This window comes from Polaribacter sargassicola (assembly GCF_021991835.1).
GTDB lineage: Bacteria > Bacteroidota > Bacteroidia > Flavobacteriales > Flavobacteriaceae > Polaribacter > Polaribacter sargassicola.
Map to the genome: position 1 here is coordinate 1 of NZ_JAHDAU010000185.1, position 296 is coordinate 296.

The following is a 296-nucleotide window of genomic DNA, read 5'->3' on the forward strand; positions in this document are numbered from 1 at the left end:
TCCGCCTCCGCGAACTCGAGCGCCGCCGCCTCATACAGGCCCAGTAGATGCGGCGGGATCGTCTCGTCGGCGACCGCCTGCTGCACGGGAGACGCGGCAGACAGGATCTCCCGCACGTGAGAGGCGGTGATCGTTCCGGCCTCGAAAGCCTCCTGCACTGCAGGGAACGACTCCCGGAGGCTGCGCGCGGTCGCGAACGCGTGCTCCACGCTGCCTTTCGCGACCCGGCCCGCGGCGGCGTATTCGGCGATCATCGACCGTTCGATCGCGTTCCTGTGCAACGGTGCCTCGGCCAC

At 69.6% G+C, this 296-nt stretch carries 1 protein-coding gene; it reads right to left on the reverse strand.

Translation table 11 applies throughout. The annotated features are described in order from the left end of the window. The coding region (locus KI686_RS16415; protein ID WP_237590389.1) for a DUF222 domain-containing protein at window positions 1–296 on the reverse strand (296 nt) is incomplete at both ends.